This window comes from Streptomyces sp. NBC_00525 (genome assembly GCF_036346595.1).
In the GTDB taxonomy this organism is placed as follows: domain Bacteria; phylum Actinomycetota; class Actinomycetes; order Streptomycetales; family Streptomycetaceae; genus Streptomyces.
Genome location: NZ_CP107834.1, coordinates 5,174,411 through 5,199,411, shown reverse-complemented (window position 1 = coordinate 5,199,411; position 25,001 = coordinate 5,174,411). Strand labels below are relative to the sequence as shown.

Below are 25,001 nucleotides of genomic sequence, written 5' to 3'. Positions count from 1 at the left end.
CAAGCAGAAAGGGCCCCGATCCCGGTTCGTGCCGGGACCGGGGCCCTTTCTGCTGTGTGTCCCCGAGTCCGGTGTACGGCCCCGAGCGGTCAGCGTCCGTCCGCCTTGGCGGCCGCGTCGATCGCGGCGAGCGAGCGGCGGACCTGGTTGCGGTCGGTGGTGTACCAGAAGTCGGGGAGCGAGGCGCGCAGATAGCTGCCGTACCGCGCGTTGGCCAGCCGCGGGTCGAGCACCGCGACGACGCCCTTGTCCCCCGTGGCCCGTACGAGACGGCCGGCTCCCTGGGCCATCAGCAGCGCGGCATGCGTGGCCGCCACCGCCATGAAGCCATTGCCGCCCCCCTCCTCGACCGCCTTCTGGCGCGCGCTCATCAGCGGATCGTCGGGGCGCGGGAAGGGGATGCGGTCCATGATCACCAGCTGGCAGCTGGGCCCCGGCACATCGACGCCCTGCCAGAGCGACAGCGTGCCGAAGAGGCAGGTCTCCGGGTCGGCGGCGAAGTTCTTGATCAGCTCGCCCAGGGTTTCCTCGCCCTGGAGCAGGATCGGCTTCTCCAGCCGGCCGCGCAGCTCCTCGGCCGCCGCCTTCGCCGCCCTCATCGAGGAGAACAGCCCCAGAGTGCGCCCGCCGGCCGCCTCCACCAGCTCGGACAGCTCGTCCAGCATGTCCGTGCGCGAGCCCTCCCGGCCGGGGGTCGCCAGATGCCGGGCGACGTACAGGATGCCCTGCTTCGGGTAGTCGAACGGCGAGCCGACGTCCAGGCCCTTCCACTGCGGTACGTCCTCGCCGGCCGTGCCCTCCGGGGCGAGGCCCAGCGAGGCGCCCACACCGTTGAAGTCACCGCCGAGCTTGAGCGTGGCCGAGGTGAGGACGACGGAACGCTCCGTGAACAGCTTCTCGCGCAGCAGCCCGGAGACGGAGAGCGGGGCGACGCGGAGCGAGGCGCCGAACCGGTCGTGGCGCTCGTACCAGACGACGTCGTACTCGGACCCCTGGGTGATGCGCTCCGCCACGGCGTGGACCGACTCGACGGCGGCCAGCGCCTGCTTGCGGACCGCGTCCTCGTCCTGGACGGACTTGTCGCGCGTGGCGCCGATGGCGGAGATCACCGTACGCGCGGCGTCCCGCAGGGCCGTCAGCGCGTATCCCAGGTCCTCCGGGACCTCCTCCAGGCGGCCGGGCAGCGCCAGCTCCATCACCCGCTCGAAGCCCTCGGACGCGGTCTGGAGCGCGTCGGCCGCCTTCTCGTTGACCAACTTCGCGGCGCGGCGCACGGCGCGGTTGACCTGGCCCGGGGTGAGCTCGCCGGTGGCCACACCGGTGACCCGCGAGACCAGTTCGTGCGCCTCGTCCACGATCAGCACCTCGTGCTGCGGGAGGACCGGGGCGCCCTCGATGGCGTCGATCGCCAGGAGGGCGTGGTTGGTGACCACCACATCGGCGAGCTTCGCCCGCTCCCGCGCCTGCTCGGCGAAGCACTCCGCCCCGTACGCGCACTTGCTCGCGCCCAGGCACTCCCGCGAGGAGACGGAGATCTGCGCCCAGGCCCGGTCCGAGACGCCGGGCGTCAGGTCGTCCCGGTCGCCCGTCTCGGTCTCGTCGGCCCAGTCGCGCATGCGCAGCAGGTCCTGTCCCAGCTTGCTGGACGGGGCCGCCGCCTCGAACTGGTCGAACAGCCCCTCCTCCTCGTCCTGCGGGACGCCCTCGTGGAGCCGGTGCAGACAGAGGTAGTTCGACCGGCCCTTGAGCATGGCGAACTGGGGCCGGCGGCGCAGCAGCGGATGCAGCGCGTCCACCGTGCGCGGCAGGTCGCGCTCGACGAGCTGGCGCTGGAGGGCCAGGGTCGCCGTGGCGACGACCACCCGCTCGCCGTGGGCCAGGGCCGGCACCAGGTAGCCGAGCGACTTGCCCGTTCCCGTGCCGGCCTGGACCAGCAGGTGCGATTGGTCGTCCACGGCGTCGGCGACGGCTGCCGCCATCGCGGCCTGGCCGGGCCGCTCCATGCCGCCGACGGCGGTCACGGCGGCGTGCAGGAGTTCAGGGAGGGATGGCTTCGTCATAGCCCGGCCAGCCTACGGGGCGCCACTGACATCGGCGGTCACTCCCGGCCCCACGCCGACAGGTGGAGGGGATTGGCCACGCTGCCGTGGACCGCCGCGTGCGGGCGCACGGGCCGGTCGCGATAGCCGTCCAGATGCAGCCGGTTGCGGTTCAGACAGAGGCGCTCGATGCGCGGGGTCAGCATGTCGAACATCTCGAACCGCTCCTTCAGCTCGGGGAACCGGGCCTGGTGGCGCAGGATCTCCGCCCGGACGAGTGACCAGAATTCGCTCTCGGGGACGCCCAGCTGCTCCTCGCAGAGCGGGGAGAGGAAGCGGAAGACGCCGGTGAACAGCCCGGAGTGGATGAACTGGGTGAGGAAGGCGGGCTCCTCGGTCAGCAGGACGCGGCGCACGTCCGCCGGCATGGTGTCGTGCTCGGGGAGCGGCTGCGCGCTGACGTTGACGTCGTCCACGAAGTCCTTGATGGCGAGGCGCACCGGCACATCGTTCTCGTCGAAGACCACGATGGCGTTCTCGCCGTGCGGCGAGAACACGGTGCCGTAGCGGTAGAGGAAGTGCAGCAGCGGCGGCAGCAGGGCCGCGAACAGGCGGGACAGCCAGACGGTCGGGGTCAGTCCGGAGCGGGCGATGAGTTCGGCGGTGAAGGCGCGTCCGCGCGGGTCGGTGTGGAGGAGGGAGGCGAGGGTTCGGGCCCGCTCCCCCGGTGCCAGGCGCGGTGTCAGGGGCTCGCGCCAGATCGCCCCCAGGATCTCCTTGAACTGGTACGGCGCTTCGGGGAGGTGGTCGTACAGCGGGTGTTCGACGGTGACCGAGGCGACCTCGCCGAGCAGGATCACGCCGCAGGTGTCGCGCAGGAAGGGGTCGTTGTCGCGGAGGCCCTGGACCCAGCCGGTGACGGCGGGCGCGGCGACGGTGCGCTCGGTGGGCAGGCCGCGCCAGACCAGGGTGTTGAGGATCGACAGCGGCAGCTTGACCATGTGCCGGTCGGGGCGGGCGAGGTTGGCGAAGGTGCGGATGGACTGCTGCGGCAGCCGTACGTCCGGGTCGGCCGGCAGCGGCACGATGTCGCCGGCGGCGATGGCCGGCGCGAACAGCGGCACGATCCACTCGTCCCACTGCCAGGGGTGGACGGGCAGGTAGTGGTAGCCGGCCGGGTCGAGCCCGCGGTCGCGCAGGACGCCGGCGAAGGCCGCGCGCACCGCGGGGTCCAGCTCCTGCGCGTAGAGCCGCTCCGGGTCGGCCAGCGAGGGTACGCCGCGGTAGTCGGCGATCCGGTGGGAGACGGCGAGCCAGGGCAGCCGGACCGGTTCGCGGGCTTCGGGGGCGTAGCGGGCGGCGTCGGTGGCGGAGAAGCCGAGGCGGCCCTTGTTGGCGACGATCCAGGGGTGGCCGGTCTGGTGGCCCTCCAGTTCGGCGTAGTCGAGGGCGGCCAGTTCGCCGGCGGTGAGGGCGGTGTGGTCGAGGCGGGCGTCGGCGGCGAGGGTCGCGGTCAGCTCGCGGATGAGGTGGCCGAGCGTGGTGCCGTCCAGGTCGAGGAGGCGGCGGGCGCGGGTGAGGAAGGCCAGCGGGTCGTGGAAGGGGGCGCTGTCCCCGGCGGGGTCGGGGCCCTGGACCCGGATCGACGCGGGGTCCACGCGCCAGCCGCCGTACACGCCGCGCCGGGCGGTGAAGGTCAGATGGCTGTCGTCGTCCAGGGGGAGGGTGTACGTGCTGCCGCCGGCGGTTCGCGGAGCCGGCTCGATGATTTCCTCGTAGGCGAATTCACCGAGCATCTTCGCGAGCATCCGGGAGGCGGCCCGTTCCCAGCCCGCCCGGTTCAGTGGGGGCGTGCTCAGCGGTGCGGGCGGCTCCATTGCGTCGGGGTGCGCTGGGTATGTGGGCACGGGGACTCCTCGGGAGGGAACCGATGGGGTTCGAGCGGTGCGGACGGATGGGCGATGTGTTCATGGGCGGGTGCGGGGGGTTCGGTCGCGGACCATCAGCGCGGCCCGCTTCTCCGGGAGGTCGATCTCGGCGGAGAGGCGGAAGCCGGCGCGCAGGAACGCGAGGACGGACGGGGTGTTGCGGAGGTCGGGCTCGGCCACCACTCGGGTGCAGCGGGGGATGTGGTCGAGCACAAGGCCGGTCACGGCGCGCAGCAGCGCCGTACCCGTGCCGCGACCCCGGTGGCCCGCTTCCCCGATGAGGAGGTGGACGCCCATGTCGTGGGGCCGGGCCGGGTAGTACCGGGCGAGCCGGTCGAGGTCGGCGCGGTAGAGCTCCCAGTAGCTGATCGGGGTGCCCGAAAGCACCCCGATCCAGGGGGTGCTGTGGCTGTCGTCGGCGAGCTGGGGGGCGAGGTGTCCGGCCGTGACGCCCTCGTCGCCGGCGAGCTCCCAGAAGGCGGCGACGGCGGGGTCGTTCATCCAGCGGGTGAGTGTCGCGAGGTCGCGCTGCGGGTCGGCCGGGACGAGCTGGAACGTCCCGGCCGGTGTGTCCACGGGGGCCCAGGGGCGGGTGCGCGCGTCGGCGGGAGACACGGGTGGTGGTGCTCCTCTCTCGGCTGTCGGCGGAGCGGCGTCCCGCCACGGGTGCGCGGTGACCGGTCCCCCGCCCCCGGCTCTCAGCCGTGCAGCGGGTTGGTGATGGTGACGTAGACGGACTGGGTGTCCACGGGGCCGACCAGCTCGTCGAGTCCGTGCAGCCGGGTCAGCATGTTGGCCTTGCAGCGCAGACGCGGTGTCGACAGCAGATGGGCCGGGAAGGGCGAGCCCAGTTCGCTCGCGGATTTCAGGAAGCGCCGGAAGGCGTCGAGGAGCAGTTGCTCGTCGGCGAGTCGCTGGGCGCCGAATGCCCCGATCAGTCCGAATACGTTGTTGATCCCCAGGTAGTAGGCGAAGCGTTCGTCGGTGACGGCGTCGGAGACGAAGGTGTCGCTGACCGATCCGATGCCGGGGAGCCTGTGTTCGAGTGCGGCGCGGTGCGAGGAGCGGAAGTAGTAGCCCTGATTGTCACGGTAACGGCCGCCTGCGGGCCAGCCGTCGGCGTCGAGCAGTACGAGGGTGTTCTGCTGGTGGGCTTCGAGCGCGACCCCGGCGTGGGCGTCGAGCCAGAGGACCGGGTGCACGACGCGTTCGAGGTAGCGCAGGAACCACTCGGCGGCGACGGCGGTCGTGGTGCGTCCGGTGGTTCCGGCGAGGCGGTGGACGATGTCGGAGAGCCGGGAGTGCAGTCCGGACCGGCCCGGCCAGGGGCGCGGGGCGGTGAGTCCGGCGATGCATACGGCGTCGTCGTGCCGGTCGAAGGGGTTGTGCCGGAGCATGACGTCGAGGCCGTGCACGGGCGCGCCGTCCGGGGTGTCGACGGCGAGCCAGGCGGGGTCGCGGACGATGTCGAAGCCGGGGTGCGCGGCGTGCCACTCGCGGGCGAGGCCGGTGCGGAGCAGCCGGTGGACCTCGACGCCCCGGTGGAGTTCCTTGCGGAGGTTCTCCCGGCGGGAGTTGGTGATGCGGACGCCGAGGGAGAGCTTGAGCATCAGGTCGGCGCCCGGCCGGTGCACGGTGCGTACGGAGGAGGTGGGGTGCCAGGGGGCGCCGTACGGTCCGAGGTCGTGCAGGAGGCCGGCGTCGAGCAGGGCGGCGACCTCGGGCCGGCTCCGCAGCTCACGGGCCTGCCAGGGGTGGAGCGGAATGAGCGAGGTGTGCTCGGGGAAGGACAGGCCCTCGGTGTGCCGGGCGACGAGTTCGGCGGCGGGCACGGGGCGGCCCTGGTCCGTCCAGGCGGAGTCGTGGGCGAGCACGGAGCGGTCGGCGGCCATCCAGTGGAGCGGGAAGGAGCCGTGCAGCTCGGGTGAGTAGCGGCGGGACTCGGCGTCGGTGAGCCCTTCCCTGCTCTTGGGCGAGGGGTGCAGGGGGTGGCCGAGCAGGAGCGACTGTTCGGCGGTGAGGAAGGGGTCGGCGTCTGCGGGGGCGCCGGGTCGGCGTCGGCGCTCCTCGATGAACGCGGCGGTGCGCCGTACGGAGTCGGCGACCCGGCCGGCCATGTCCGCCCCGTCGTTGTGGTCGGCCTCCCGGCCGAGCAGCGCTGCGACGGTGACGGCGTCGGCGGGGGGCGCGGTGGCGGGGGCCTGCTCCAGGGCGGGCGGTCCGAAGCGGTGCCAGCCGGTGGCGGACCAGTGGAGCACGGGGACGAGGAGGGCGGTGCCGCTGGCGGGGAGCGGGATGCGCAGGGTGGCGCCCGCCGGACGGGGGAGGTCGCCTTCGCGGACCCAGCAGCGCAGCAGGTTCTCGGTGCCCGCCGCGTCGGCCGCCCGGAGCGGATCGGGGTGGTCGAGCGGGTCGGGACGGACCGGGGCGTCGGCGGCCGGGGACGCGCCGGACGGGAGCGCGGCAGCCCTGGAGGCGCCGGACAAGGGTGCGGCGTGGGCGGCCTCGGCGGGGGGCGCCGGGGGTGCGAGGACCTGGGCGGCCGGGGCGGTGGGCCTCGACGCGTGCCACAGTCCGTCCGGCGTCTCCTTCTGGCGCGGCACGGTCGTCGTCTCGACGGCGACGCAGCCGGTGGCCGCGGGCTCCGGGAGGTGGCTGGAGGGAGGGCCGTCGGCCTCGGGCGCGGGGGTGGGGTTCACGGCGGTCTTCCTGTACTGGTGTCCGGGGTCAGCGGATCGATCCGGTCGGCAGGCGGCGGCGCGGTGAGCGCTCGGCGGCTGCCAGGGCGTCGGCGAGGCGGTCGATGACCGCGGTCGCCTGTTCGTCGGTGAGCGTGAGGGGCGGGAGGAGGCGGACGACGCAGGAGTGGCGTCCGCCGAGTTCGACGATGAGCCCGCGGCGCAGGCACTCCTGCTGGACGGCCGCGGCGAGCAGCGGGTCGGGCGGCGCCTCGGTGCCGGTGCCCGCGGGGCGGGCCTCGGGGTCCACGATCTCCACGCCGATCATCAGGCCCCTCCCCCGGACGTCGCCGACGCACGGGTGGTCGGCGGCGAGCGAACGCAGGCTCGCCAGCATGCGGGCGCCGAGGTCTCCGGCGCGCTCGGCGAGTCCGTTGGCCCTGACGTACGCGAGGGTGGCGGTACCGGCGGCCATGGCGAGCTGGTTGCCCCGGAAGGTGCCGGCGTGGGCGCCGGGCCGCCAGGTGTCGAGTTCCGAGCGGTAGACGATCACGGCGAGCGGGAGGGAGCCGCCGATGGCCTTGGACAGCACCATCACATCGGGCACGATCCCGCTGTGCTCGACGGCCCAGAAGGCGCCGGTCCGGCCGACGCCGGTCTGGACCTCGTCGGCGATCAGGGGGATGGACCGGTCCTCGGTGATCTCCCGCATCCGGCGCATCCAGCCGTCCGGCGCGGGGTTGACGCCGCCCTCGCCCTGGACCGGTTCGAGGATCATGCCGGCGGGTGCGGGGGTGCCGCTCTTGGGATCGTCCAGCAGGGTCTCGGTCCAGCGGGCGGCGGTCCTGGCCCCGGCCTCGCCGCCGATGCCGAAGGGGCAGCGGTAGTCCTGCGGGAAGGGCAGCCGGGTCACCCGTACGTCCTGGGCGCCGCCCGAAGCGGCCAGCGCGCCCGCCGTCATGCCGTGGTACGCGCCGGTGAACGCGAGCAGGCCGCTGCGGCCGGTCGCGTTGCGGACGAGCTTGAGCGCCGCCTCGACGGCGTCCGTGCCGGCCGGGCCGCAGAACTGGACGCGGGCGTCCTCGGCCAGCCGCCGGGGCAGCGTGGCGAACAGCTCGGTGACGAAGGCGTCCTTGACCGGCGTGGCCAGGTCCAGGATGTGCAGCGGGGCGCCCGAGTCGATGACCTTCTTGATCGCCTCCAGGACGACCGGGTGGTTGTGGCCGAGCGCCAGTGTCCCCGCCCCGGAGAGGCAGTCGAGATAGCGCCGCCCGTCCGCGCCCTCGATGGTCAGCCCGCGCGCCCGCACCGGCACGATCGGCAGCGACCTGGCATAGGTGCGGGCCGCCGATTCACGCAGTGACTGGCGCCGGAGGATGCCTTCGTGGGCGGCGAGGGGTGGTGCCGGAGCTGGTTCGGTCACGGCCACGGCTCTTGATCCTCCCGCTGTAACAGTTGCGTTGCACGTCAGTACGATTTCGCAAGGACGGCCTGCGAGGGTGAACGCTGTCTCCGTGCCCCCGGACGTACCAACGACCGAGGGGCCGAAGGATCACGGGTAAATCCGAAGATCCTTGCGGAGCGCAACCCTGCCGGACACCACCGGCAGCGGCACAGGCATAGTGGGGGCCGCGTCCGGCACGGACACGCCCCGAATGCCTCGGTGTCACCGGCCCGTTCGGAACACCGCGCGGCGCGCCGCGCACAACGGCAGTACAGAAGCTTTGAGTTACGAACGTCCCAGGGGGATCAGCACATGCGTCTCGTTCGACCAGGAATCACCGCACGCCGCGGGGGAAGCGGGCGCCGCGCCTCCTCCCCCGCGTTCGCCACCGCCGCCGCCGTCGCGGTCCTTGCCCTGACGGCCACCGCCTGCGGGCCCACCGAGGACGACGCGAGCGCCGAGCCGAGCAGCAGCACCTCCGCCGGCGCGACGTCGGACGGCAAGATCTCCATCCCGGACGACCTCAAGGACCGTCTCAAGGAACACGGGATAGACATCGACAAGTGGAGGAACGGCGACTGGAAGAACTGGGACAAGGACAAGTGGCTGCGTGAGGCCAAGGACTACATCAACCCGATCATCGAGGGCCTCTGGGACCCCGACCGCATGCGGGACGCCGACAAGGCGCCCGAGCAGCCGGTCGACAACGACATCTCGGGCGACGAGGGTGTGACGGACCCGACTCCCGCGCCGGTCCGGGCCGTGGGCGTGCAGACGGAGTACCACGAGAACGCGCCCGAGGCGGGCAAGCTCTTCTTCGACGGCCCCGAGGGCTCGATGGTCTGCTCGGCGACCGTGGTGAAGGACCCGGCGCACCCCGGCAAGTCCAACATGGTGTGGACCGCCGGCCACTGCGTGCACGCGGGCAAGAAGGGCGGCTGGTACCGCAACATCGCCTTCGTCCCCTCGTACAACAACAGCGGGATGTCGACGGCCGACCTGCGCAACAAGCCGCCGAAGGAGAAGGTCGCCCCCTACGGCATCTGGTGGGGCACCTGGGCGCAGACCTCGCAGCAGTGGATCGACCAGGGCGCGTCGGTCGGCGGCCTGGGCGCCCCGTACGACTTCGCCGTGCTGCACGTCACGCCCGAGGAGGGCGCCGGCGGCAAGTCCCTGGAGGAGACGGTCGGTTCGGCCCTGCCGGTCGAGTTCAACGCCCCAGCGGTGCCCAAGATCACGGCCATGACGGCGACCGGCTTCCCGGCGGCGGCCCCGTACGACGGCCAGAAGATGTTCCAGTGCAAGGACAAGCCGGGCCGGCTCTCGCTGGCCCAGGGCGACCCGACGATGTACCGCATCGGCTGCACGATGACCGGCGGTTCCTCCGGCGGCGGATGGATCGCCACCGGCCAGGACGGCAAGCCCGCGCTGGTCTCCAACACCTCCATCGGTCCGGTGACGGCCGGCTGGCTGGCCGGACCGCGCCTCGGCAAGGAGGCCAAGGGCGTCTACGACGCGGTCAGCGACAAGTACGCGGACAAGTAGGGGCCGGGGGCGCCGAGCCCACGACGGCCGAAGGCCCGTCCCCCGAGGGGGACGGGCCTTCGGTTGTTCCGGTGCGGTGGCGCTCAGTGCACCGCGGGGACGAACGAGGAGAGCTCGGAGGCCAGCTCCTCGTTCACCCGTGCCTTGATCAGCGTGCCTTCCGAGGTGTGCTCCTCGGAGAGGACCTCGCCCTCGGCGTGCACCCGGGAGACGAGAGCCCCCTGGGTGTACGGCACGAGCGCCTCGATCGACACGGACGGCCGGGGCAGCTCGCTGTCGATCAGGGCGAGCAGCTCGTCGATCCCGGCGCCGGTGCGCGCCGACACCGCGATCGCGTGCTTCTCGTTGCGCAGCAGGCGCTGGAGGACCAGCGGGTCCGCGGCGTCCGCCTTGTTGATCACGACGATCTCGGGCACGTCCGTCGCGCCGACCTCGCGGATCACCTCGCGCACGGCCGCGAGCTGCTCCTCCGGCACCGGGTGCGCGCCGTCCACCACGTGCAGGATGAGATCGGACTCGCCGACCTCCTCCATGGTGGAGCGGAACGCCTCGACCAGGTGGTGCGGCAGATGCCGTACGAACCCGACGGTGTCGGCGAGGGTGTAGACCCGGCCGCTCGGCGTCTCGGCCCGGCGCACGGTCGGGTCGAGGGTGGCGAACAGGGCGTTCTCCACGAGCACGCCCGCCCCGGTGAGGCGGTTGAGCAGCGAGGACTTGCCCGCGTTGGTGTAGCCGGCGATGGCGACCGAGGGGACCTTGTTGCGTCGGCGTTCCTGGCGCTTGAGTTCCCGGCCGGTCTTCATCTCCGCGATCTCCCGGCGCATCTTCGCCATCTTCTCGCGGATGCGGCGCCGGTCGGTCTCGATCTTGGTCTCACCGGGGCCTCGGGTGGCCATACCGCCGCCACCGCTCGTGCCGCCACCGCCCATCTGGCGGGACAGCGACTGACCCCAGCCGCGCAGCCTGGGCAGCATGTACTGCATCTGCGCGAGGGAGACCTGCGCCTTGCCCTCACGGGACTTGGCGTGCTGGGCGAAGATGTCGAGGATCAGGGCGGTGCGGTCGACGACCTTGACCTTGACGACGTCTTCCAGGTGGATCAGCTGGCCGGGGCTCAGCTCACCGTCGCAGACGACGGTGTCGGCACCGGTTTCGATGACGAGGTCGCGCAGTTCGAGCGCCTTGCCGGAACCGATGTAGGTGGCCGGGTCGGGCTTGTCACGGCGCTGGAAGACCGCTTCGAGCACCTCGGCACCGGCTGTCTCGGCGAGCGCCGCCAGCTCGGCGAGCGAGTTCTCGGCGTCCTGCACGGTCCCCGAGGTCCAGACACCGACGAGCACCACACGCTCCAGGCGGAGCTGTCGGTACTCGACCTCGGTGACGTCCTCCAGCTCGGTGGAGAGTCCGGCCACGCGCCGCAGCGCGGCACGTTCCGAGCGGTCGAGCTGGTCGCCGTCGCGCTCCCCGTCGATCTCGTGGCTCCAGGCGACGTCCTCTTCCATCAGGGCGTCGGCCCGAAGGCCCTCGGTGAGGCTCCCGGTCGTGTTCTCCGTGGCGCTCTGCGCGTTGTACGCGTCCTGGGGAAGGGAAGAAGAGGAGGTCATTTGATCCTTACGTCGAAAGGAGTGGGTGTATCAGTCACAACGCGTGACCTGTCCGGAAGATTCCCACCGGCGAAATCCGGGGAAATCCTCCGCTGCGGGCGTCGCGGCGACTCGTCGATAGTGGCACGGTCCGCGCGGGGCGTCACGCGGGTTTACGCACCGGCCGGCGCGTTGCTGTGCCAGTCGGGGTGTCCCGGCATGGGCGGGGTCTTCTCCGCGTACAGCCAGCCGTCGAAGAACGCGGTCAGGTCGCGTCCGGCGACCTGTGAGGCGAGCCGCACGAAGTCGGCCGTGGCGGCGTTGGAGTCGCGGTGCTCGCGGACCCAGAGGCGTTCCAGCCGGTCGAAGGCGTCGTGGCCGATCTCCTGGCGCAGCGCGTACAGGACGAGGGCGCTGCCGTCGTACACGACCGGCCGGAACAGGCTGATCTTCTCGCCGGGCGCGGGTGCGTCGGGCCCGGCGGGCGGGCCGCCGGCGGCGCGCCAGGTGTCCGACCAGGTGTAGGCGCTGCGCATGCGCGCCTCCAGCGGCTTGTCGGCGTGGTCCTCGGCGTACCGCGCCTCGTACCAGCTGGCGTGGCCCTCGTTCAGCCAGAGGTCGGACCAGGTGCGCGGCGAGACGCTGTCGCCGAACCACTGGTGGGCCAGTTCGTGGACCATGACCGAGTCGACGTACCACTCGGGGTAGCGGGGGTCGGTGAAGAGGCGCTTCTCGAAGAGGGACAGGGTCTGGGTCTCCAGCTCGAACCCGGTCTCCGTGTCGGCGACGAGAACGCCGTACGTCTCGAAGGGGTAGCGGCCGACCTGTCGCTCCATCCACTCCAGCTGGCCGGGGGTCTTGCGCAGCCATGGCTCCAGGCGCTCCCGGTCGGCCGCCGGGACGACGTCGCGTACGGGCAGGCCGTGCGGTCCGGTGCGGTGCACCACGGCGGAGGTGCCGATGCTGACCTGGGCGAGTTCGGTGGCCATGGGGTGCGTGGTGCGATAGGTCCAGGTGGTCGTGGCGCCGTGGCGGCTGCGGCCGGTGGGGAAGCCGTTGGCCACGACGGTCAGGTCGTCGGGCGCGGTGACGCGGAAGGTGAAGTACGCCTTGTCGGCGGGGTGGTCGTTGCCGGGGAAGACGCGGTGTCCGGCGTCCGCCTGGTTGGCCATGGCGAGCCCGTCCGCCGTCCGTACCCAGCCCCCGCTGTCGCGTTCGCCGGTGGGGTCGCTGGTGTGGCGGACGGTGATGCGCAGGGGGATGCCGGCCGGGATGCGGGCCGCCGGGCTGACGACGAGGTCCTCGCCCCTGCTCTCGAAGCCGGCCCGCAGTCCGTTGACGGTGACGGAGCGGACGGTGCCGCGCGTGAAGTCGAGGTTGATCCGCTCCAGCGGCTCGGTGGTCCGCGCGTCGATGGTGGTGACGGCCTCCAGCGGCTCGTCGTTGCGGCCCTCGTAGGTGAGGCCGATGTCGTACGCGAGGACGTCGTATCCGGGGTTGCCGAGATGCGGGAAGAGCGGGTCGCCGATGCCGAGGGGCACCGAGGCGGAGGGCAGGGTGGCGGCGACGAGCGCGGCCGAGGCGGCGGCCAGCGTGACGGCCCGCGAGCGGCGGGTGAGGAACGGCATGGACTACGGCTATCAGCGCCGCCCTGCCCGCAGGGGGCGGCGCGCGCCGTGCCACCCGAATGAGAACGCGCCGCCGGGTGCCGCGCCCGGTCAGTGCGTGCCGGACAGGCCCTTGGCGCGGCTCACGTCGTACACGCCGGGCACCTCGCGCATGGCCCGCATCAGCGCGGGCAGTCCGGCCGCGTCCGGGAGCCGCAGCGTGTAGGTGTGCCGTACGCGCTGTTCGCTCGGGGGCTCCACGGTGGCGGAGATGACCGCCGCGTCGGCGCCCGCGATGGCCTCGGTGAGGTCGGCGAGGAGCCGGGGGCGGCCGAACGATTCGGCGACCAGGGTCACCCGGCACGCCTGCTCGTCGCCCCAGCTCACCGCGACGGGGGTCCGCCCCGCCGCGTTCATACGGGCGACCGCCGGACACTCCAGGCGGTGCACGGTGACGGCGGCGCCGCCGCGTACGGGGAAGCCGGTGACCTCGTCGGGGGGTACGGGGGTGCAGCAGCCGGCGAGCCGTACGAAGGCGTCCGGCCGGCCGGCGACGGCGGTCGCGGTGTGGGCCCTGGCGGTCCTGGGCGCGGCGGGCGGGGCCGGTCGCGGGTCGCGGTCCGCGGGCGCGGCCTGCTGTCCCGCGCCGGTCCGGGGACGGCTGTCGGCGGCGCGGGGGTGGACTTCGGCGGCCGGGGGGTGGGCCTCGGCCGCCTGGGGATGGGCTTCGAGCCAGCCGGTGATGGCGATGCGGGCGGCGGGCGTGCGCGCGTGGTCGAGCCAGCGGGGCGAGGGGCCGGACGCGGCGTCCTCGGCGATCAGCGGCTGCACGGTGTCACCGTCCTTGAGGACGGTGCTGAGGGTGGCCAGCCGGCCGTTCACGCGTGCGCCGATGCAGGCGTGGGCGGCGTTTCCGTGCTGGGCGTAGGCGGCGTCTACGCAGCTGGCCCCGGCGGGCAGGCCGAGCGTGCCGCCGTCCGTGCGGAAGACGGTGATCTCGCGGTCCTGGGCGAGGTCGGCGCGCAGGGTGGTCCAGAAGGTGTCGGGGTCGGGCGCGGACCGCTGCCACTGCAGGAGCCGGGAGAGCCAGCCGGGGCGGGTGGGGTCGGCGCGCTCCCCGTCGGCCGGTTCGGCGGGCTGGGGGGTTTCGGCGCTCCGGGGGCCCTCGGCGCTCCGGGGGGCGGGGTCGGGGGCGTACGGATTGCCGAGCGCGACGACGCCGGCCTCGGCGACCTTGTGCATGCGGTGGGTGCGGATGAGGATCTCGGCGACCTCGCCGTCCGGGCCGACGACCGCGGTGTGCAGCGACTGGTACAGGTTGAACTTGGGGGCGGCGATGAAGTCCTTGAACTCGGAGATCACCGGCGTGAAGCAGGTGTGCAGCTCGCCGAGGACGGCGTAGCAGTCGGCGTCCTCCCCGACGAGCACCAGGACGCGTCCGAAGTCGCTGCCGCGCAGTTCGCCGCGCTTGATGCGGGCGCGGTGGACGGAGACGAAGTGGCGGGGTCTGACCTGGACCTCGGCGGAGATGCCCGCCTCGCGCAGCACCGAGGCGATCTGGCCCGCCATGGTGCCGAGGGGGTCGGGCCCTTGGGCCGCGCCGGTGATCAGCTCGCTGGTGCGGGCGTACTCCTCGGGGTGGAGGATGGCGAAGACCAGGTCCTCCAGCTCGGTCTTGAGGGCCTGGACGCCGAGCCGTTCCGCGAGGGGGATGAGTACGTCGCGGGTGACCTTGGCGATTCTGGCCTGTTTCTCGGGGCGCATCACGCCGAGGGTGCGCATGTTGTGCAGCCGGTCGGCGAGCTTGATGGACATGACGCGTACGTCGTCCCCGGTGGCGACCAGCATCTTGCGGAAGGTCTCGGGTTCGGCGGCGGCCCCGTAGTCCACCTTTTCGAGTTTGGTGACGCCGTCGACGAGGTAGCAGACCTCTTCGCCGAACTGTTCCCGTACCTGGTCGAGGGTGACCTCGGTGTCCTCGACCGTGTCGTGCAGCAGGGAGGCGGTGAGCGTCGTGGTCTCCGCGCCCAGCTCGGCGAGGATCAGGGTGACGGCGAGGGGGTGGGTGATGTAGGGCTCGCCGCTCTTGCGCATCTGGCCCCGGTGCGAGGTCTCGGCGAGGAGGTAGGCGCGGTGCAGGACGGTGAGGTCGGCGTCGGGGTGGTGGGCCCGGTGCGCCTCGGCGACGTGCGCGATGGCGTCGGGGAGGCCGTCCCGGGAGACCGGCCCGAACAGGGCGGCCCTGCCGATCCTGCGGAGGTCGATCCGGGGGCGGCCCCGCCTGCGGATGGGAGTACCTGGGCTCGTGGCCTCTGCACTCATGGGGGCACCTCCGGCGACGTCGACCGGCGGTGGGGAGGTGCGGCGCGCCTCCGGGCCGGTGCTTGATGCTACCGAGCCCACCACGTGGCGGAGTCCCGCTCTCGCCGAGCGTGAAACGGATCACCCATTCGAGCGAAGGGTTAGCCGTTCGGCGTTTCGAGCCAGGCGGGGTCGATCGTGCCCTCGGCGACGATGACGGCCGGTCCGGTCATCTCGATCCCGCCGTCCGGGTGCTCGGTGATGACGAGGCTGCCGCCCGGCAGATCGACGGTGTACGTGACCGGCTCGCCGGTCTCCGCGGGGTCGGCGCCGTCCCGGCGGGCCGCCGCGACCGCGACCGCGCAGGCTCCGGTGCCGCAGGAGCGGGTCTCGCCGGAGCCGCGCTCGTGGACCCGCATGGCGACGTGGCGGGGGCCCCGGTCCACGACGAACTCGATGTTGACGCCGTCCGGGTAGACGGCGGCGGGGGCGAAGGCGGGCTCGGCGAGCAGGTCGCCGGCGTGGGCCAGGTCCGCCACGAAGGCGACGGCGTGCGGGTTGCCCATGTTGACGTTGCGGGCGGTCCAGTCGCGGCCGCCGACGCTGACGGTGACCCCGTCGGCGGGCAGCAGGGCGCGGCCCATGGAGACGGTGACGTCGCCGTTCTTGGCGAGGTGGACCTGCTTCACGCCGCCGCGTGTGGCGACGGCGAGGTCGCCCGCTTCGACGAGTCCGGCGCGCTGGAGGTAGCGGGCGAAGACCCGTACGCCGTTGCCGCACATCTCGGCGACGGAGCCGTCCGCGTTGCGGTAGTCCATGAACCACTCGGCGTCCGACGCCATGTCCCGCGCCTCGGGGTGCGCGGCGGAGCGTACGACGTGCAGCAGGCCGTCGCCGCCGATGCCGGCGCGGCGGTCGCAGAGCCGGGCGACGACGGGGGCGGGCAGGGCGACGGCGTTGTCCGGGTCGGGAACGATCACGAAGTCGTTCTCGGTGCCGTGGCCCTTGAGGAAGGCGATCTGCGAGGTGGTCACGGGACAACTGTACGAGGCGCCACCGGTGGCACGGCAAACCGTCCCGGCACGCGGACGGCGTACGGGACTGCGTACGGAAGGGGGTCCGGGGAGCCGGTCAGCGCAGCCGGGCCACGCGCCAGACGGCGAGTGCGACGAGCACGGCGCAGATGCCGGCGTAGAGCGCGACCACCCGCCAGTCGGGGCGCTGGGGCGCGCCCCTGGGCGGCAGTCCCGGCCAGGTGTGGCCGACGCGGCGGGCGGCCATCATGGACCAGCCGGCGGCGCAGCAGCTGATGAGCAGGCCGAGCATGGCGACGACCGCGCCGCCGTCGCCGAACTCGAAGGCGAGCGGGAAGGCGAACATCAGCGAGCCGACCGCGGCGAGCGTGACGATGGGCGCGAGCTGCCAGATGCGCAGCCGACGGGCGGGGCGCAGCTCCACCTCGACCTCGGGGGCCACGTCCAGCTCGTCGGGCCCGTCCGGGCTGAGGCCCGCGGCCTCGCGGCCGCTGTCCGACGTGCCGCGTTCCGGCAGGCCTTGTCCCGGTACGCCTTGTTCCGGTGTGTCTTGTTCCGTGTCGCGAGGGCCGGCCTCCATCGCCACGCGCCCTCCCAACTCGGACTCCAGTCGATCGATGCTCGATGATGGCACGCCCGGCGTCGCCGAAATGACGGGCGGAGCGTCCCGATGCCATCACGTGATCAGGCTGTAACCGCTCGTTCGACCAACGCCAGGGCCAGGTGCGGGAGTTCCCCCCGGTGCTCCGCCGCACCGCTGAGCCATTGGACACGCGGGTCGCGGCGGAACCAGGAGTCCTGACGGCGCGCGAAGCGTTTGGTGGCGCGCACCGTCTCGGTGCGCGCCTGGTCCTCGCTGCACTCACCGGCGAGTGCGGAAAGCACCTGCTGGTAGCCGAGGGCGCGGGAGGCGGTGCGCCCCTCGCGCAGCCCCCGTGTCTCCAGGTCGCGCACCTCGTCCACGAGTCCGTCGTCCCACATGCGGTCGACACGGCGGGCGATGCGCTCGTCGAGTTCGGGGCGCTCCACGTCGACGCCGATCTGGACGGCGTCGTAGACCGCGTCGTCGCCGGGGAGGTTGGCGGTGAACGGCTTGCCGGTGATCTCGATGACCTCCAGGGCCCGGACGATGCGCCGGCCGTTGCTCGGGAGGATCGCGCGGGCGGCCTCGGGGTCGGCGGCGGCGAGGCGTGCGTGCAGGACCCCGGAGCCGTGTTCGGCCAGTTCCTCCTCCAGCGCGGCCCGGATGCCGGGGTCGGTGCCGGGGAACTCCAGGGCGTCGATGGCGCCCTTCACGTACAGGCCGGAGCCGCCGACCAGGATGGGGGTGCGGCCCTCGGCGAGCAGCCGGTCGATCTCGGCGCGGGCGAGGCGCTGGTACTCGGCGACGCTTGCGGTCTCGGTGACGTCCCAGATGTCCAGCAGCCGGTGCGGGACGGCCGCGCGCTCGGCGAGCGTCAGCTTGGCGGTGCCGATGTCCATCCCCCGGTAGAGCTGCATGGAGTCGGCGTTGACCACCTCGCCGTCGAGCTGCTGGGCGAGGTACACGCCCAGGTCGGACTTTCCTGCTGCGGTGGGACCGACGACGGTGATGACCCGGGGTGCGGGAGCTGAGCTTGTCACCGGCCCAGTCTCCCCCAAACCTCCGGCTCGCATCCCGAATGAGCGAAGCTCGGACGGGGAAGGTGACGCAACAGTGCGGGCATACCCGTACACTGGATGTACATATGGGTTATTTCTCACAATTTCCGAGCGGAGAAGGTGCCCGATGGGCTTCATGGACAGTGTGAAGGCGAAGCTGGCCCCGGCGAAGGAGAAGGTCAGCGACCTCGCGCAGCAGCACGGGGACAAGATCGACCAGGGCCTGGAGAAGGCCGCCCGTACGGTGGACCAGAAGACCAAGGGCAAGTACAGCGACAAGATCGTGACCGGCCGGCAGAAGGCCAAGGACGCGGTGGACAAGCTGGCGAACAAGAACGACGGCACGACGCCGCCGCCGGCCGCCTGACGCGCTGCGGCGTAGACGCGGAAGGGCCCCGGAGCGCGACCGCTCCGGGGCCCTTCGCCGTGGGGCGGTCCGTTCAGGACCAGGCGGCGACCAGGTAGCCCACCCCGTACGGCGCGTCCTCGTACAGCAGCCGCCCGTCGAGGCCGGCGCCCTCGGCCGCCCCGGCGAGCACCTGCCAGGGCGCGCGCCCGGCGGCCTTGAGTTCGTACGCCAGGGCCTCGTCCAGCGCGGTCAGCGCCTCCGGGTCGGCGGCGCCGAGGGCCCGTGCGGCGGCCGCGTCGAAGTCGGCGGCGCGCTCGTCCAGGTAGCCCGGAGCCTTCACGGTGCGGCAGGCGCTGCCGTCGCCCATCACCAGCAGGGCGACCCGGTCCGCGCGACGGGCCAGCTCCCGCCCGGTCTCCACGCAGCGGGCGGTCTCCAGCGGTTCGCCCACGCCGAGGCCCTCGACGGGCGCGTCCGCCCAGCCGGTGCGGGCGAGGAGCCAGGCGCCCACGGCGAGCGACGGCGGCAGCGGGCGGTCCGGCGGTGTTCCCCGGTCCCGGCCGAGCCGAACCTCCACGTCGACGCCGAATTCCCGGAAGTCGCCGGCGGCCCCTTCCGGGTGGGGGCCGCGCCCGGCCTGCGCGGCCGGGCCGATCACCACGAGCAGGTCGGGCCGGGAGGCCGCGAGGACGCCCAGGGCGTCGGTGCACGCCGTGCGGGCGGCGTCCAGTTCGGGCGCGGCACCGGCGGCCACATCGGGGACGAGCAGCGGCGGACAGGGGCAGACTGCGGCGGCGACAAGCATGGTCGGCAGCGTACTGCCCGGCGCCCCTGCCCGCCCCGGTCGCGTACCGGGCCGCGCGCCCGTCCCCGTACCGAGGGCTCAGTCGCAGCCGCAGCCCGGCGCGGCCGTCGCGGGCAGGGGCGCCGGGGCGCCGATGCCGGGCAGGCCGAGCATGACGCCGGCCGGCTTGGCGGCCTCGGCCGCGTTGCGCTTCTCCCAGGCGTCGCCCGAGCGGGTCCTGCGCACCGCGACCGGGGCGCCCTCGGCGAGCAGGTGGTGCGGGGCGGCGTAGGTGATCTCGACGGTCACCACGTCGCCGGGGCGCACGTCCTGGTCCGGCTTGGTGAAGTGGACCAGGCGGTTGTCGGGGGCGCGGCCGGACAGCCGGTGGGTGGCGCCGTCCTTGCGGCCCTCGCCCTCGGCGACCATGACCTCCAGGGTGCGGCCGATCTGCTTCTTGTTCTCGTCCCAGGAGATCGACTCCTGGAGGGCGGACAGGCGCATGTAGCGTTCCTGGACGACCTCCTTGGGGATCTGCCCCTCCATGTCGGCGGCGGGGGTGCCGGGCCGCTTGGAGTACTGGAAGGTGAAGGCGTTCGCGAAGCGGGCCTCGCGGACCGCGTGCATGGTCTGCCCGAAGTCCTCCTCGGTCTCGCCGGGGAAGCCGACGATGATGTCGGTGGAGATGGCGGCGTCGGGCATCGCGGCGCGGACCTTCTCGATGATGCCGAGGAAGCGTTCCTGCCGGTACGAGCGGCGCATCGCCTTGAGGACCTTGTCCGATCCGGACTGCATCGGCATGTGCAGCTGCGGCATCACGTTGGGCGTCTCGGCCATGGCGGCGATGACGTCGTCGGTGAAGTCGCGGGGGTGCGGCGAGGTGAAGCGGACGCGCTCCAGGCCCTCGATCTTCCCGCAGGCGCGCAGCAGCTTGGAGAACGCCTCCCGGTCGCCGATGTCGGAGCCGTACGCGTTGACGTTCTGTCCGAGGAGGGTGATCTCGGAGACGCCTTCGGCGACCAGGGCCTCGATCTCGGCGAGGATGTCGCCGGTGCGGCGGTCCTTCTCCTTCCCGCGCAGGGCCGGGACGATGCAGAAGGTGCAGGTGTTGTTGCAGCCCACGGAGATGGAGACCCACGCGGCGTACGCGGACTCGCGGCGGGTGGGCAGCGTGGAGGGGAAGGCCTCCAGGGACTCGGCGATCTCGACCTGCGCCTCCTCCTGGACGCGGGCGCGCTCCAGCAGCACGGGCAGCTTGCCGATGTTGTGCGTGCCGAAGACGACGTCGACCCAGGGGGCGCGCCGGACGATGGTGTCGCGGTCCTTCTGGGCGAGGCAGCCGCCGACGGCGATCTGCATGCCGGGGCGCTTGGTCTTCATCGGGGCGAGCCGGCCGAGGTTGCCGTACAGCTTGTTGTCGGCGTTCTCGCGGACGGCGCAGGTGTTGAAGACGACGACGTCGGCGTCGCCGTCGGAGCCCTCGGGCGCCCGGACGTATCCGGCGTCCTCCAGGAGCCCCGACAAGCGCTCGGAGTCGTGGACGTTCATCTGGCACCCGTAGGTGCGCACCTCATAGCTTCTTCTGACGTCCACTGCTTCGCTCCGGTTGCCGCTGCTCATGCGACAAGGGTAGGCGCTGCCCGGCACCCGTCCGCCTCGGGCGGGCGATCCGGCAGGCGGTCCGGTGGGCGAGCCGGGGGTGATCCGGGGGTGATCCGGCGGACGGCCCTGGCCAGGGCCGGTGGCCACCTGGCAGGATCGCCGCCATGCTCCCGGCCCTGTCCCGAATCGGCCGGCGCCGCTCCGTCCGGGCGGGCGCCGCTCTCGCCGTCGTGCTCGGCACGCTGCTCTGGTGGCTGTTCCCGCTCGGCGATCCGGAGCCCAAGGGCAGCCTGTCGTTCAGTACGGGGGTGCGCAGCGGCGTCTACCAGCGGTACGGGGAGCGGCTGAAGGGTGCCCTGGCCAAGGATCTTCCCCGCGTGTCGATAAAGCTCCAGACCAGCGAGGGTTCGCAACAGAACCTCGCCAGGGTCGCGGCCGGCGAGGCGGACTTCACCATCGCCACCACCGACGCCGTCGCCACCTATCTGCGTGCCCGCAAGCCCGGCTACGAGCGGCTGCGCGGCTGTGTGCGGCTGTACGACGACTACATACAGCTGGTCGTGAAGCGGGATTCGGACATCGGGAGCGTGGCGGATCTGCGGGGCCGCAGGGTCGCGGTGGGGCAGCCGGGGTCCGGGGTGAAGCTGGTCGCGGACCGGCTGATGACGGCGGCGGGGCTCGACCCCGTCGAGGATGTGACGCCGCTGTCGGTGGGCATCGACACCATGCCGAAGCTGCTGGAGGAGGGCGAGCTCGACGCGTTCTTCTGGTCCGGCGGGCTGCCGACGACGGCGGTGGCCGATCTGTCGGACCGGTTCCCGGTGCGGCTCGTACCGCTGGAGGACGCCCTGATCAAGCGGCTCCAGGCGGCGGGCGGCCCGACGCGCTACTACCGTTCGGCCGTGATGCCGGCCGACGCGTACCGCAAGGCGCAGCAGGGTCAGGCCGTTCCCACGGTGGCGGTCGCCAATGTGCTGGTCACCACGGACCGCACGGACGCGGCGATGACGGAGGCGTTCACCCGTACCGTCATCGACAGCCGGGACCGCATCGGGCGCGAGGTGCACGCGGCCCAGCTGGTGGACCTGCGGACGGCGATCTACACCGATCCGCTTCCGCTGCACGAGGGCGCCAAGCGCTACTACCGCTCGGTCAAGCCGTAACGGCTCCGCGCCTCAGCCCTTCGGGTCGTGGCGCGGCACGGAGACCGTCACGCTCAGTCCGTACGGCTCCTTGCGCGCGTACGACAGCGAGCCGCCGCCGGCCGCCAGGAGCGTCCGGGAGATGGAGAGGCCGAGGCCCGAGCCCTGGATGTTCTGGTGCTGGGAGCTGCGCCAGAAGCGGTCGCCGACCCGTTCGAGTTCCTGGTCGGTGAGGCCGGGACCGCCGTCCGCGACGACGACGGTGACGTGCCGGCTGCCGGAGGCGACAGTGACGTCGACCTCCTCGCCGGCCGGGGTGAACTTGAGGGCGTTGTCGATGATGGCGTCGAGGGCGCTGGACAGGGCGATGGGGTCGGCCCATGCGGTGACGGCGGGCGGCCCTCCGGCGCGCAGCCGGACGCCCTTCTCCTCGGCGACCGGGCGCCAGGACGCGACCCGTTCGGCGGTGAGCGCGCCGATGTCGGTGAGCTGGAGGTCGCTCTCGGCGTGCTCGGCGAGTGCCAGGTCGAGCAGGTCGTCGAGGACCTGTCCGAGGCGGCGGCCCTCGGTGCGTACGGAGGCGATCTCCTCGTTGCCCTCGGGGAGTTCGAGGGCGAGCAGTTCGATGCGCAGGAGCAGCGCGGCCAGCGGGTTGCGCAGCTGGTGGGAGGCGTCGGCGACGAAGGCGCGCTGCTGCTCCAGCACGTCCTCGACGTTGTCGGCCATCTCGTTGAACGAGCGGGCCAGCCGCCGGAGTTCCGGGGGGCCGCCGGAGGCCACGACGCGGGAGCGCATCCGGCCGCTGGCGATGTCGTGGGCGGCGGCGTCCAGGGTCTTGACGGGGAGCAGCACCCAGCCGGTGAGGCGGATGGCGGCGCCTACGGCGACCAGCATCGCGATGGCCTCGCCGGCCGCGACGAGGAGCCAGCCGCGCAGGGTGTCGGCGCGCATCTGGCCGGTCGGCGAGTCGATGACGACGACGGCGATGACGTCTCCGTCGCGTACGACGGGCGAGGCTACGACCACGCGGCCGTCCTGCCAGGGCCAGACCTGCGGCGGGTCGTGGCTGCGGCGGCCGAGCAGTGCCTCGTTGAACGCGGCGCGGCCCTCGCCCTCGACGGGCAGCCGCCAGGAGGCCGGGGCCTTGGCCATGGCGGAGTCGTCGCGGTAGAAGACGCCGGCCCGGATGCCGTACACGGAGTCGTACGTTTCCAGTTCGGTCTGGAGGGTACGGCGCCGCTCGTCGTAGCCGTTGGTGCGCTCGGTGATGAACTGGGCGAGTGCGGCGAAGCGGGCCGTGTCGTCGATCCGGTCGATCACGACGCGTTGCTGCTCGGCGGCCGCCACGCTGACGGCGAGCGGGAAGCCGAGCGCGAGCAGCACGCTCGCCATCAGGACGATGAGCAGCGGAAGCAGCCGGGTACGCACCGGGGACGAACGCCTTTACGCGTGCGGGGAGACGAGGCGGTAGCCGACCCCGCGCACCGTCTCGATGAGTGCGGGCAGCCGGAGTTTGGAGCGCAGCGAGGCGACGTGCACCTCCAGCGTGCGCCCTGTTCCCTCCCAGCTGGTGCGCCACACCTCGCTGATGATCTGTTCGCGGCGGAAGACCACGCCGGGCCGCTGTGCGAGCAGGGCGAGCAGGTCGAACTCCTTGCGGGTGAGCTGGACCTCGGCGCCGTCGACGCTGACCCGGCGGGTCGGCAGCTCGATGCTGACGTGGCCGAGGCGCAGTGCGGCGGCGGGGGTGGACACGGTGTCCTCGTTGCTCGTCTTGCGGCGGCTGACCGCGTGGATGCGGGCGAGCAGTTCGCCGGTGTCGTACGGCTTGGTCACGTAGTCGTCGGCGCCGAGGTTGAGCCCGTGGATGCGGGAGCGTACGTCGGCGCGGGCGGTCACCATGATCACGGGCACCGAGCTGCGCTTGCGGATCTTGCCGCACACCTCGTAGCCGTCCTGGTCGGGCAGCCCGAGGTCGAGGAGCACGACGCCGAACGGCTCGGTGTCGGTGGGCAGGAGGGCCTGGAGGGCCTCGTCGCCGCTGCGTGCGTGGACCACCTGGAAGCCATGCCGGGCGAGGATCGCGGACAGGGCGGCGGCGACATGGTTGTCGTCCTCGACGAGCAGCAGTCTCATGGAACCCCCTCTCCGACGGTGGCGTGTGCCGGGTGTGTGTCGGTGTGTGCGTACGGTCGTGTACGCCCCTGGTCACTTCCCCGTTCCGGGGTGTTCCCCATAGGGGTGTACCAGGGAATCCACGCCGATGAGGGGTGGACAGTCAAGGGCCTGCCCGATACATCCGGGTTTCTGTTATGCACCCGGTACGCCCGGTACGACTGGCGTGACGTCCCCTTCACACGGAGTGTCCGGTTGCCGCCGGATCGTTATGCTCAATTTCCGCTCAGATGTAATGACGCTGGTAGCACTGCGTCACTAGGGTCCTTCCCAATCGAGGAGGACGGAGCTAGAAGCCGATGAGCGGAGTTTCAGTGACCAAGGGCGCCGAGGACGCTGCACCCGCGCCCGCCGGCGATCTGGTCGTGCTGAGCAACGTCAACAAGCACTTCGGCGCACTGCATGTGCTCCAGGACATCGACCTGACGATCGCCCGCGGCGAGGTCGTGGTCGTCATCGGGCCGTCCGGGTCCGGGAAGTCCACGCTGTGCCGCACGATCAACCGGCTGGAGACGATCGACTCGGGCTCGATCTCGATCGACGGGAAGCCGCTGCCCGACGAGGGCCGGGAGCTGGCGCGGCTGCGGGCCGATGTCGGCATGGTCTTCCAGTCGTTCAACCTCTTCGCCCACAAGACGGTCCTGGAGAACGTGACGCTCGGCCAGCTGAAGGTCCGCAAGGCGGACAAGAAGGCGGCCGAGGACAAGGCGCGTGCGCTGCTCGACCGGGTGGGCGTCGGCACCCAGGCCGACAAGTACCCCTCCCAGCTGTCCGGCGGCCAGCAGCAGCGCGTGGCGATCGCGCGGGCCCTGGCGATGGACCCGAAGGTCATGCTCTTCGACGAGCCGACCTCGGCGCTCGACCCGGAGATGATCAACGAGGTGCTGGAGGTCATGCAGCAGCTCGCCCGCGAGGGCATGACGATGGTCGTCGTCACCCACGAGATGGGCTTCGCCCGCTCCGCGGCCAACCGGGTCGTCTTCATGGCGGACGGGAAGATCGTCGAAGAGGCCACGCCCGACCAGTTCTTCAGCAACCCGCGCAGCGACCGGGCCAAGGACTTCCTTTCGAAGATCCTTCACCACTGATGGAGCCTTCAGCACCGGGCTTCCGTATCTGCTGATCACTCACATCGCGTCAACCCCAGGG

The 25,001-nt window shown here is 72.4% G+C and carries 19 protein-coding genes; 4 read left to right on the top strand and 15 right to left on the bottom strand.

What is annotated here, in order from left to right; all coding sequences use genetic code 11:
- Positions 1 to 89: 89 nt before the first annotated feature.
- The 5 genes from OG710_RS23260 to OG710_RS23240 are packed head-to-tail and all read right to left on the bottom strand — an operon-like array spanning position 90 to position 8,074.
- Positions 90 to 2,060 carry an ATP-dependent DNA helicase gene (locus OG710_RS23260; protein ID WP_330241027.1) on the bottom strand — a complete coding sequence of 657 codons (1,971 nt, stop codon included), beginning with the start codon at positions 2,058 to 2,060 and terminating at the stop codon, positions 90 to 92.
- Positions 2,061 to 2,098: 38 nt separating this feature from the next.
- On the bottom strand, positions 2,099 to 3,946 hold the full coding sequence (locus OG710_RS23255; protein ID WP_330241026.1) for an IucA/IucC family protein: 1,848 nt from the start codon (positions 3,944 to 3,946) through the stop codon (positions 2,099 to 2,101).
- A 60-nt stretch (positions 3,947 to 4,006) separates the two neighbouring features.
- Positions 4,007 to 4,771, bottom strand: coding sequence for a GNAT family N-acetyltransferase (locus OG710_RS23250; protein WP_330242326.1), 765 nt, complete (start codon positions 4,769 to 4,771; stop codon positions 4,007 to 4,009).
- On the bottom strand, positions 4,666 to 6,666 hold the full coding sequence (locus tag OG710_RS23245) for an IucA/IucC family protein (RefSeq protein ID WP_330241025.1): 2,001 nt from the start codon (positions 6,664 to 6,666) through the stop codon (positions 4,666 to 4,668). Before OG710_RS23245 ends, OG710_RS23250 begins: the two co-directional genes overlap by 106 nt.
- A gap of 28 nt (positions 6,667 to 6,694) precedes the next feature.
- The gene (locus tag OG710_RS23240) at positions 6,695 to 8,074 is read right to left on the bottom strand and encodes a diaminobutyrate--2-oxoglutarate transaminase family protein (RefSeq protein ID WP_330241024.1); all 1,380 of its coding nucleotides are present in this window, start codon (positions 8,072 to 8,074) and stop codon (positions 6,695 to 6,697) included.
- 327 nt (positions 8,075 to 8,401) lie between these two features.
- Here OG710_RS23240 and OG710_RS23235 point away from each other — a divergent pair, with 327 nt between their 5' ends.
- The gene (locus OG710_RS23235) at positions 8,402 to 9,634 is read left to right on the top strand and encodes a trypsin-like serine peptidase (protein ID WP_330241023.1); all 1,233 of its coding nucleotides are present in this window, start codon (positions 8,402 to 8,404) and stop codon (positions 9,632 to 9,634) included.
- Between the two features lie 83 nt (positions 9,635 to 9,717).
- Here the strand turns inward: OG710_RS23235 and hflX are convergent, their stop codons facing one another.
- From hflX to miaA, 6 genes are all read right to left on the bottom strand, one after another.
- Positions 9,718 to 11,238, bottom strand: coding sequence for a GTPase HflX (gene hflX, locus OG710_RS23230; protein ID WP_330241022.1), 1,521 nt, complete (start codon positions 11,236 to 11,238; stop codon positions 9,718 to 9,720).
- 152 nt (positions 11,239 to 11,390) lie between these two features.
- The gene (locus OG710_RS23225; RefSeq protein ID WP_330241021.1) at positions 11,391 to 12,845 is read right to left on the bottom strand and encodes a M1 family metallopeptidase; all 1,455 of its coding nucleotides are present in this window, start codon (positions 12,843 to 12,845) and stop codon (positions 11,391 to 11,393) included.
- A 90-nt stretch (positions 12,846 to 12,935) separates the two neighbouring features.
- Complete coding sequence (locus OG710_RS23220; RefSeq protein WP_330241020.1) at positions 12,936 to 15,146, bottom strand: RelA/SpoT family protein; 2,211 nt, start codon at positions 15,144 to 15,146, stop codon at positions 12,936 to 12,938.
- 140 nt (positions 15,147 to 15,286) lie between these two features.
- Positions 15,287 to 16,159, bottom strand: a complete 873-nt coding sequence (gene dapF / locus OG710_RS23215) for a diaminopimelate epimerase (protein WP_330241019.1) — start codon at positions 16,157 to 16,159, stop codon at positions 15,287 to 15,289.
- A 97-nt stretch (positions 16,160 to 16,256) separates the two neighbouring features.
- Entirely contained in the window at positions 16,257 to 16,739 is a 483-nt protein-coding gene (locus OG710_RS23210) for a hypothetical protein (RefSeq protein WP_330242325.1), read from the bottom strand.
- Positions 16,740 to 16,843: 104 nt separating this feature from the next.
- Positions 16,844 to 17,782, bottom strand: coding sequence for a tRNA (adenosine(37)-N6)-dimethylallyltransferase MiaA (gene miaA, locus OG710_RS23205; RefSeq protein WP_330241018.1), 939 nt, complete (start codon positions 17,780 to 17,782; stop codon positions 16,844 to 16,846).
- Positions 17,783 to 17,927: 145 nt separating this feature from the next.
- On the opposite strand from miaA, the gene OG710_RS23200 reads away from it, so the two are divergent.
- Positions 17,928 to 18,167 carry an antitoxin gene (locus OG710_RS23200; protein ID WP_111338585.1) on the top strand — a complete coding sequence of 80 codons (240 nt, stop codon included), beginning with the start codon at positions 17,928 to 17,930 and terminating at the stop codon, positions 18,165 to 18,167.
- A gap of 73 nt (positions 18,168 to 18,240) precedes the next feature.
- Here the strand turns inward: OG710_RS23200 and OG710_RS23195 are convergent, their stop codons facing one another.
- Both OG710_RS23195 and miaB read right to left on the bottom strand, forming a co-directional pair.
- Positions 18,241 to 18,954, bottom strand: coding sequence for a class III extradiol dioxygenase subunit B-like domain-containing protein (locus OG710_RS23195; protein WP_330241017.1), 714 nt, complete (start codon positions 18,952 to 18,954; stop codon positions 18,241 to 18,243).
- 78 nt (positions 18,955 to 19,032) lie between these two features.
- Positions 19,033 to 20,553: a tRNA (N6-isopentenyl adenosine(37)-C2)-methylthiotransferase MiaB gene (miaB, locus tag OG710_RS23190; RefSeq protein WP_330241016.1), complete on the bottom strand. Its 1,521-nt coding sequence runs from the start codon at positions 20,551 to 20,553 to the stop codon at positions 19,033 to 19,035.
- Between the two features lie 146 nt (positions 20,554 to 20,699).
- Between miaB and OG710_RS23185 the strand changes: the two genes are divergently transcribed.
- Positions 20,700 to 21,698: a TAXI family TRAP transporter solute-binding subunit gene (locus OG710_RS23185; RefSeq protein ID WP_330241015.1), complete on the top strand. Its 999-nt coding sequence runs from the start codon at positions 20,700 to 20,702 to the stop codon at positions 21,696 to 21,698.
- A gap of 12 nt (positions 21,699 to 21,710) precedes the next feature.
- Here OG710_RS23185 and OG710_RS23180 read toward each other — a convergent pair whose 3' ends face one another.
- The gene (locus OG710_RS23180; RefSeq protein WP_111338581.1) at positions 21,711 to 23,105 is read right to left on the bottom strand and encodes a sensor histidine kinase; all 1,395 of its coding nucleotides are present in this window, start codon (positions 23,103 to 23,105) and stop codon (positions 21,711 to 21,713) included.
- Between the two features lie 15 nt (positions 23,106 to 23,120).
- Positions 23,121 to 23,813, bottom strand: coding sequence for a response regulator transcription factor (locus tag OG710_RS23175; protein WP_330241014.1), 693 nt, complete (start codon positions 23,811 to 23,813; stop codon positions 23,121 to 23,123).
- Positions 23,814 to 24,151: 338 nt separating this feature from the next.
- Between OG710_RS23175 and OG710_RS23170 the strand changes: the two genes are divergently transcribed.
- Positions 24,152 to 24,940 carry an amino acid ABC transporter ATP-binding protein gene (locus OG710_RS23170; protein ID WP_330241013.1) on the top strand — a complete coding sequence of 263 codons (789 nt, stop codon included), beginning with the start codon at positions 24,152 to 24,154 and terminating at the stop codon, positions 24,938 to 24,940.
- The last annotated feature ends 61 nt before the right edge of the window (positions 24,941 to 25,001 follow it).

What these genes read in the sequence shown, in the direction of transcription:
- OG710_RS23260 (WP_330241027.1), bottom strand. Translation starts at nt 2,060, where the DNA reads ATGACGAAGCCATCCCTCCCTGAACTCCTGCACGCCGCCGTGACCGCC.
- OG710_RS23235 (WP_330241023.1), top strand. Translation starts at nt 8,402, where the DNA reads ATGCGTCTCGTTCGACCAGGAATCACCGCACGCCGCGGGGGAAGCGGG.
- hflX (WP_330241022.1), bottom strand. Translation starts at nt 11,238, where the DNA reads ATGACCTCCTCTTCTTCCCTTCCCCAGGACGCGTACAACGCGCAGAGC.
- OG710_RS23225 (WP_330241021.1), bottom strand. Translation starts at nt 12,845, where the DNA reads ATGCCGTTCCTCACCCGCCGCTCGCGGGCCGTCACGCTGGCCGCCGCC.
- OG710_RS23220 (WP_330241020.1), bottom strand. Translation starts at nt 15,146, where the DNA reads ATGAGTGCAGAGGCCACGAGCCCAGGTACTCCCATCCGCAGGCGGGGC.
- OG710_RS23210 (WP_330242325.1), bottom strand. Translation starts at nt 16,739, where the DNA reads ATGGAGGCCGGCCCTCGCGACACGGAACAAGACACACCGGAACAAGGC.
- OG710_RS23200 (WP_111338585.1), top strand. Translation starts at nt 17,928, where the DNA reads ATGGGCTTCATGGACAGTGTGAAGGCGAAGCTGGCCCCGGCGAAGGAG.
- OG710_RS23195 (WP_330241017.1), bottom strand. Translation starts at nt 18,954, where the DNA reads ATGCTTGTCGCCGCCGCAGTCTGCCCCTGTCCGCCGCTGCTCGTCCCC.
- miaB (WP_330241016.1), bottom strand. Translation starts at nt 20,553, where the DNA reads ATGAGCAGCGGCAACCGGAGCGAAGCAGTGGACGTCAGAAGAAGCTAT.
- OG710_RS23185 (WP_330241015.1), top strand. Translation starts at nt 20,700, where the DNA reads ATGCTCCCGGCCCTGTCCCGAATCGGCCGGCGCCGCTCCGTCCGGGCG.
- OG710_RS23175 (WP_330241014.1), bottom strand. Translation starts at nt 23,813, where the DNA reads ATGAGACTGCTGCTCGTCGAGGACGACAACCATGTCGCCGCCGCCCTG.
- OG710_RS23170 (WP_330241013.1), top strand. Translation starts at nt 24,152, where the DNA reads ATGAGCGGAGTTTCAGTGACCAAGGGCGCCGAGGACGCTGCACCCGCG.